We start from the raw sequence: 6,682 nt of genomic DNA, 5'->3' as shown, positions 1-6,682 counted from the left end.
TTATCTGCGCTTTTGGCTTAGCATCTGCCGCACCTCGCTCGCCGTATCGGCACTTAGAATTATGCGGTATTGCCTTAGCAATTAGGAATGAGTAATTAGAAATTGTAGGAAAAAGCCACGGCTTTGCGTTTGATGCAGGGCCGCGGCTTTTGGTTTTATTCGATTAAAGGGATGGAGTAGAAAGTAGGGGAGCGGGACGGAACTTTTTGCTGGCAACCAGCAGCAGGGTCAGGATGGCAATAGCAGACCATGCGCCGGTGAGGTAGAGAAACCAGTTGCTGATATCCAGAAAAACAGCTCCGGCGGCGGTGAAAAGCAGATTGTACAGCTCAACGACTGCAATATACCCGGCGCTGAAACAGAACAGCCGCGCAAACAACCGCGGAAGAAGCTTTGGTGCCCGGAACACAAACCGGAAAAACATCAAAATACCGATGCAGAAAAAGCAGAGGAACTTGAGGTAAGCGTGCGGGTCATACCCCTGCAGGCAATGCAGAATGTTCAGCGGCGAAAAATCCCAGCAGACCTCCTTGCCCACAAGCCCGAAGCGGTAGTTCGCAAACCCGACACTGTGGTACAGCTGCCCGCCAAGGAACCAGAACCGCATAAAGCGCAGATCGTTGTAAAAACATACCCCCGCCGCCAGCAGAAAGTCAAAGATCAGATTATAAATTTTGTGAGATTTTTCCATGGCAAATGACCACCTTTCCCATGTAAAGCAGTAAATAAAACATACAGAAACGGACGCAACAAGTAAAAGAAACAGTTACTATATAGATGCTAGCATACCACCTGCTGTATGTCAATAAAAAATCTGAATAATATTCCCTTGACGGAATACAGCAAAATATATAAAAAGACCGATGCAGCAAATAGTTCCGGCGGATGAGGGGCGACCTTTCTGTGAAAAGCGAAAACCCCGCCCAATTTGTAGGGAACGGTCAAGACCGTTCCCTACAAAACAATTTTGAGTGCTATCCAAAACGAAAAGACCCACTGCACGCCATAATCCCGTGCAGTGGGCCTTGTTTATATTCTATCTGTAATTTATTATTTTAAAGTTCCTTCTTTTCAAAGAAGGAACAACAACCCCCGTAACAAAACTCAGCCCAGGCTGATGCCCATGGAGCGGGCAACGTTGAGCATATCGCAGTCATCGGGCACGCCGCGGGTCTTGCCGGCGATGTCTACCAGCGGGTTGGCGGTAACGTGGTTGTTCACCATGGCAACGGTCACGCCAAAATGGTCATCCGCCACCAGGCGTGCGGCATAGGTGCCAAACTGGGTGGCCAGCACGCGGTCATAGGCGCTGGGGCTGCCGCCGCGCTGCATATGGCCCGGCACACAGATGCGGGTCTCGGCACCGGTCAGCTCCTCCACCTGCTTGGCAATGCGGTTGGTGGCGGTGGTGTAACCGGCAGCGGCGCGCTTGGCGGTCCATTCTTTGCGCTTCATCTTGGATTCCTCGGTGGAAAGCGCACCTTCGGCAACCGCCAGGATGGAGAAGTTCTTGCCGGCCTTCTGGCGGCGCATAACAGCTTCGGCCACCTTCTTGATGTCATAGGGGTGCTCCGGAATCAGGATGATGTCCGCACCGCCTGCAATGCCGGAATACAGCGTCAGCCAGCCGGCCTTGTTGCCCATGACCTCAATGCACATTACACGGCTGTGGCTGCCCGCAGTGGTGTGGATGCGGTCAATAACGTCAGTGGCAATGTCCACAGCGGTATGGAAACCGAAAGTAACATCGGTGCCAAAAATATCATTGTCGATCGTTTTGGGCAGGCCGATGATGTTCAGACCCTCCTGGCTGAGCAGGTTTGCCGTTTTGTGGGTGCCGTTGCCGCCCAGGCAGAGCAGGCAGTCCAGCTTGGCGTCCTTGTAGGTCTTTTTCATGGCGGCAACCTTGTCCACCTTGTCATCGCCCACAACGCGCATCATCTTGAACGGGGTGCGCTTGGTGCCAAGAATCGTGCCGCCTACCGTCAAAATGCCGGAAAACTCATCCGGTGCCATGACGCGGTAGTTGCCGTTGATCAGGCCGTCATAACCGTTCAGAATGCCAATGATCTCCACCTTGTCGCCCATGCGCTGATACAGCGCTTTGGCCACGCCGCGGATGGTTGCGTTCAGGCCGGGGCAGTCACCGCCGGATGTCAAAATACCAACACGCATCTTCATAGAAACCTCCCTGTCAGGCCGGTGCCGCTGGCGGCACGCGTACCGCATTGCTGCACAATGCCGGGCAATGTGCATACAATTTGCATATTCTATCTTTTACAATACGCCACGCAGGCGGTTTTGTCAATGCGGTGCGGGGGAGGAGCAGAGGGAAAATTTTTGTAACTATTCCAAAACCGGGCAGAGAGGGTGCAGATGCCGGATTTTTACATGTTTAACAAAAAAATCTCAAAGATAAAGCGTTTCTTGTGTTTGATGCAGGCATATGGTATAATGAAACTGCAAAAGAGTACCTTCTCTTTTGGTCCGCAGATCACCTTGCAACAAGGAGATATAGATATGAAAAAGCGTGTGACGTTTTTGGCAGCTCTGCTGGTTGCGGCATGTTTTGGTGCAACCGTGGCGATGGCAGAAGGCAGCGCCAAAGTAACCGCCCAAAGCGGCCTGAATATGCGCCAGGGCCCCGGCATCAATTATAATGTGGTGACGGTATTGAGTAACGGCGCAACCGTGAATGTTGTTACCCCCGATGACGGCAATGGCTGGGCTTATGTGACCAGCGGCAAAAATGCGGGCTGGGTGGCAACCAAGTATCTCAGCGGCAGCGCCGCCACCACGCAGGCACCGTCCTGGCGCGGCAGCGCCGTCAACTGCACCGTTAAAAGCGATGCGAACATCCGCCGCGGCCCCGGTACGGACTTTGGCGTGCTGGGCGTTGTGCCCGCAGGCTTTACCGTCAGTGTGGACAGCTACCAGGATGGCTGGGCCAGTGTGACCTGGGGGGATGTTTCCGGCTACATTGCAACCAAGCTGCTCAACGGCCTGCCTGCCGCCAACGGCGGTACCTCCACGGCCAGCAACTCCACCAGCGGCCGCTACGAGGGTGCGGATGTGACCTGCACCCTGAACAGCGACGCCAACCTGCGCAGCGGCCCCGCCACCAGCTATGAGGTGCTGACCGCCGTTCCCGCGGGCTTTACCGTTACGGTACACAGCTATGCCAACGGCTGGTCCTGCGTGACCTGGGGCGATACCACCGGTTACATTTCCAACAGCCTGATCAACGGCCTGCCCACCGCCAACGGCGGCAAGGGCGGCAGTTCTTCCGGCAGTACTTCCGGTACCAGCTGGTACGGCGGCCATGATTATTCCAACGTGTACGACTACAGCTATTACCGCAGCCAGAACGCTGATCTGCGCGCCGCGTTTGGCAATGATGCCAACGCCTACCTGCAGCACTTTGTGAACTATGGTATGGCGGAGGGCCGCCAGGGCCGCGCCAGCTTTAACGTATATACTTACCGGGATGAACACCCCGAACTGTGGGAAAAGTTTGGTGATAACCTGCGCGGCTACTACCTGTGGGCGTGCGGGATCCCGCAGTAAAAAAATTAACCAATCAGGAGGTGTCAAGATGACATTTCTGTTTTGGGCAGCAACCATTGTGGTGTTTGCCATTGCGGAAGCTGCTACCACGGCGCTGGTTTCCATTTGGTTTGCCGTTGGTGCAGCGGCAGCCATGGTGGCCAGTATCTTTACCGCATCGCTGGGCGTTCAGTGCGCCGTGTTTGCTGTGGTGTCCGCCGTAACGCTGACCGTTATGCTGCCGCTGCTGGCAAAGCGCCGCACCATGCGCCAGCCGCCCATTACCAACGGTTCGCCGCTTACCATCGGCAGCCGCGGCATTGTTCTGCGGGAAATCCCGCAGGGGGATATCGGCCGCGTACGTGTGGATGGGCTGGATTGGCAGGCCCGCACGGTGGACGGCACTCCGCTGCCAAAAGATGCACGCTGCGAAGTAAAAAACGTGGACGGCGCGGTACTGATCGTATCCGCTGTTCCCGTACCGGCTGCGGCACAGCCCGCAGAACAACTGCACTAAGGCAGCCTGCCAAAGTGCCCCGTATTGTTTGAGGAGGCCCCTAATGTTACTGGTTATTGCTATCCTGCTGGTCCTTGTGCTGATCGGCATCGCCCGCTGCATTGTCATTGTGCCCCAGTCCAACGCCTATGTTACCGAGTGGCTTGGCGTGTATAAGGATACCTGGGGTGCCGGCCTGCACCTGCGCACTCCCTTTGTGGAGCGTGTGTCCCGCAAGGTCAGCTTGAAAGAAGAAGCCGCAGACTTCCCCCCGCAGCCCGTTATCACCCGCGACAACGTTACCATGATGATCGATACCGTTGTGTTCTTCCAGGTGTTTGATGCCAAGCTGTTTGCTTACGGTGTCAACCGCCCCATCCAGGCCATCGAGAACCTTTCTGCTACCACGCTGCGCGATATCATCGGTTCTATGTCCCTGGACGAAACGCTGACCAGCCGCGATCTGATCAACACCAAGATCACCGCCAGCCTGGACGAAGCGACCGACCGCTGGGGCATTAAGGTAAACCGCGTGGAGCTGAAAAATATTGAGCCCCCGGCAGAGATCCGCCAGGCCATGGAAAAGCAGATGAAGGCCGACCGTGAAAAGCGCGCTTCCATCCTGCTGGCGGAAGGTGAAAAGCAGGCAGCCATCACCCGCGCCGAAGGCGAAAAGGAAAGCGCCATCCTGCGCGCCGAAGCCGTAAAGCAGCAGCGCATCCGGGAAGCTGAAGGCGAAGCCCAGGCCCTGCTGATGGTGCAGAAAGCCAAAGCGGACTCTATCCGCCTGATCAACGAAGCCGCCCCCAGCCAGAACATGCTTGCCCTGCGCAGCATGGAAGCTATGGAAAAAGTGGCTGACGGCCAGGCCACCAAGATCATCGTCCCCTCCGAAATGCAAAACCTCGCCGCAACCGTGGCAGCGATTAAGGAAAGCTAAGCTCAATTAGGAGTTAGGAAGTAGGAGTTAAACGGCGGTTTGAATGTCCGCCGCAAGCCTATAAAATAATTGTAGGGAACGGTTTTGACCGTTCCGAAACCCTGAAATTATTACCCATAATGGGATACGGTTTCAAGGCAACGGAACGGTCAAGACCGTTCCCTACATTTTTGTTTTAATATTCAGACAGAACTTTTTGGCATCTGCGGCCCAAAAAACTCCTAACTCCTACCTCTCTATCCATTCCCTCATCGCATCCATCTGGTTTCGGGCATCCTGGCGGCCGAGCTCATATTGTGCATTCAGAACTTCGATATCGTGTTCCATACGGCCAACATGCAGTAACTTGCTGGGGCGAATCAAAAAAACATCGCCCTGTTTGGCGGCCTGTTCTACAGCGCACACTTCGGTGTTGTACATCTGGTCGCGGCCGCGCATGGCCTCCACAAAGGCGGGATACTTGCGGTACATAGCTTCAAACGGGGCCATGGCGGCGGGCTGTTTCAGGTATCCGGCGGGCTGGGTCAGCACTACAATGCTTTTGCGGCAGCCGAAATCTTTCATTTTGGCATAGGGGATGCTGTCGCTCACGCCGCCATCCAGATAGAGATTGCCGTTCCACTCCACCATTTTGGAGCACAGCGGCATGGACGCTCCCGCGCGAATCACATCCATCTTGCTGCCAACTTTCAGCTCGTCGCACAGGATATACTCCGGCTTGCCGGTGCGCACATTGGTTACGGTGACATAAAAATCAACGGGGGCTTTTTCAAAAGCAGCTTCGTTAAAGGGGTCCAACCGCAAGGGGATATCCTCATAGCAGAACTTGGTGCCCACCACATCGCCGGTGGTCAGCAGGGAATACAGGCCCATAAAGTGCTTATCACTGCGGTATTTGCGGTAATAGCGGATGTTGCGCCCTTTTTGCCCGGCTACATAGCTGCACCCGTGCAGCGCACCGGCCGAAACCCCCACCACAACGTCCGGCATGATACCGGCTTCCAGGAAAACATCCAGCACACCGGCGGTGTAAATGCCGCGCATGGCACCGCCTTCCAGCACAAGGCCAAGGCGCTGGCCGAATGGTGTATTTGTTGCCATATCTTCATTCACCTCGTATCATCGTGATTCGTGATCGTTAGAAGGGCAGTGCCGCGGCACAGTCCTCGTCCGTATAAACGGCAATTCCGTTTTGTTCCAGCAGCTCGGCGGCTACACCGCTGCCGGGAATTTTTTTGCCGCTGAAAGTGCCGTCATAAATCGTGCCGTGGCCGCAGCTGGGGCTGTTGGCTTTCAGCACGGCTACCCGGCAGCCCGTCAACCTTGCCAGCTGCAGGGCAATTTCGGCACCTTTGCGGTACTGGGCGGTCACGTCGGCCCCGGCAGCCGTCACCACGCGGGAACCGATGCGCTCCGCAGGCGTGCGCGGTGTGGGTAAGCCGCCGTACACTTCGGGGCAGACGGGCACCAGCTCATGCCCGGCAGCCTGCAAAGCCGCTACCAGGGCCGGGCGGGCGTTATCGCCGCCGGAATATTTGCACGCAACGCCAAGCAGGCAGGTGCTGATGAGAACTTTCATGCCGGACACCACTTTCAGATGAAAATTGCGGGATGTTTAGAATATAAGGCAATACCGCATAATTCTAAGTGCCGATACGGCGAGCGAGGTGCGGCAGATGCTAAGCCAAAAGCGCAGATAA

The 6,682-nt window shown here is 55.7% G+C and carries 7 protein-coding genes; 3 read left to right on the top strand and 4 right to left on the bottom strand.

The features are described 5' to 3' along the window. Nucleotides 1-163 precede the first annotated feature (163 nt). Both C4885_RS14985 and C4885_RS14980 read right to left on the bottom strand, forming a co-directional pair. Nucleotides 164-691 carry a hypothetical protein gene (locus C4885_RS14985; RefSeq protein ID WP_114001109.1) on the bottom strand — a complete coding sequence of 176 codons (528 nt, stop codon included), beginning with the start codon at nt 689-691 and terminating at the stop codon, nt 164-166. Between the two features lie 413 nt (nt 692-1,104). Further along, a complete protein-coding gene (locus C4885_RS14980; protein WP_114001108.1) occupies nt 1,105-2,181 on the bottom strand; it encodes a 6-phosphofructokinase in 1,077 nt (358 codons plus the stop codon). Nucleotides 2,182-2,520: 339 nt separating this feature from the next. Here C4885_RS14980 and C4885_RS14975 point away from each other — a divergent pair, with 339 nt between their 5' ends. The 3 genes from C4885_RS14975 to C4885_RS14965 are packed head-to-tail and all read left to right on the top strand — an operon-like array spanning nt 2,521 to nt 4,982. Continuing rightward, nucleotides 2,521-3,567, top strand: coding sequence for an SH3 domain-containing protein (locus C4885_RS14975; protein WP_158538925.1), 1,047 nt, complete (start codon nt 2,521-2,523; stop codon nt 3,565-3,567). Nucleotides 3,568-3,595: 28 nt separating this feature from the next. Further along, nucleotides 3,596-4,063: an NfeD family protein gene (locus C4885_RS14970; protein WP_158538924.1), complete on the top strand. Its 468-nt coding sequence runs from the start codon at nt 3,596-3,598 to the stop codon at nt 4,061-4,063. Between the two features lie 43 nt (nt 4,064-4,106). After that, on the top strand, nt 4,107-4,982 hold the full coding sequence (locus C4885_RS14965) for an SPFH domain-containing protein (protein WP_114001105.1): 876 nt from the start codon (nt 4,107-4,109) through the stop codon (nt 4,980-4,982). 228 nt (nt 4,983-5,210) lie between these two features. On the opposite strand, the gene C4885_RS14960 is transcribed toward C4885_RS14965, so the two are convergent. Both C4885_RS14960 and C4885_RS14955 read right to left on the bottom strand, forming a co-directional pair. Next, on the bottom strand, nt 5,211-6,083 hold the full coding sequence (locus tag C4885_RS14960; RefSeq protein ID WP_114001104.1) for a patatin family protein: 873 nt from the start codon (nt 6,081-6,083) through the stop codon (nt 5,211-5,213). A gap of 37 nt (nt 6,084-6,120) precedes the next feature. Next, nucleotides 6,121-6,561, bottom strand: coding sequence for a DUF523 domain-containing protein (locus tag C4885_RS14955; RefSeq protein WP_114001103.1), 441 nt, complete (start codon nt 6,559-6,561; stop codon nt 6,121-6,123). Between the last annotated feature and the right edge of the window lie 121 nt (nt 6,562-6,682).

The organism is Subdoligranulum sp. APC924/74 (assembly GCF_003324125.1).
GTDB classification, from domain to species: Bacteria; Bacillota; Clostridia; order Oscillospirales; family Ruminococcaceae; genus Gemmiger; species Gemmiger qucibialis.
Note: the sequence above shows the minus strand (reverse complement) of the source record. Positions and strands in the feature narration are given on the sequence as shown.

What these genes read in the sequence shown, in the direction of transcription:
- C4885_RS14985 (WP_114001109.1), bottom strand. Translation starts at nt 691, where the DNA reads ATGGAAAAATCTCACAAAATTTATAATCTGATCTTTGACTTTCTGCTG.
- C4885_RS14980 (WP_114001108.1), bottom strand. Translation starts at nt 2,181, where the DNA reads ATGAAGATGCGTGTTGGTATTTTGACATCCGGCGGTGACTGCCCCGGC.
- C4885_RS14975 (WP_158538925.1), top strand. Translation starts at nt 2,521, where the DNA reads ATGAAAAAGCGTGTGACGTTTTTGGCAGCTCTGCTGGTTGCGGCATGT.
- C4885_RS14970 (WP_158538924.1), top strand. Translation starts at nt 3,596, where the DNA reads ATGACATTTCTGTTTTGGGCAGCAACCATTGTGGTGTTTGCCATTGCG.
- C4885_RS14965 (WP_114001105.1), top strand. Translation starts at nt 4,107, where the DNA reads ATGTTACTGGTTATTGCTATCCTGCTGGTCCTTGTGCTGATCGGCATC.
- C4885_RS14960 (WP_114001104.1), bottom strand. Translation starts at nt 6,083, where the DNA reads ATGGCAACAAATACACCATTCGGCCAGCGCCTTGGCCTTGTGCTGGAA.
- C4885_RS14955 (WP_114001103.1), bottom strand. Translation starts at nt 6,561, where the DNA reads ATGAAAGTTCTCATCAGCACCTGCCTGCTTGGCGTTGCGTGCAAATAT.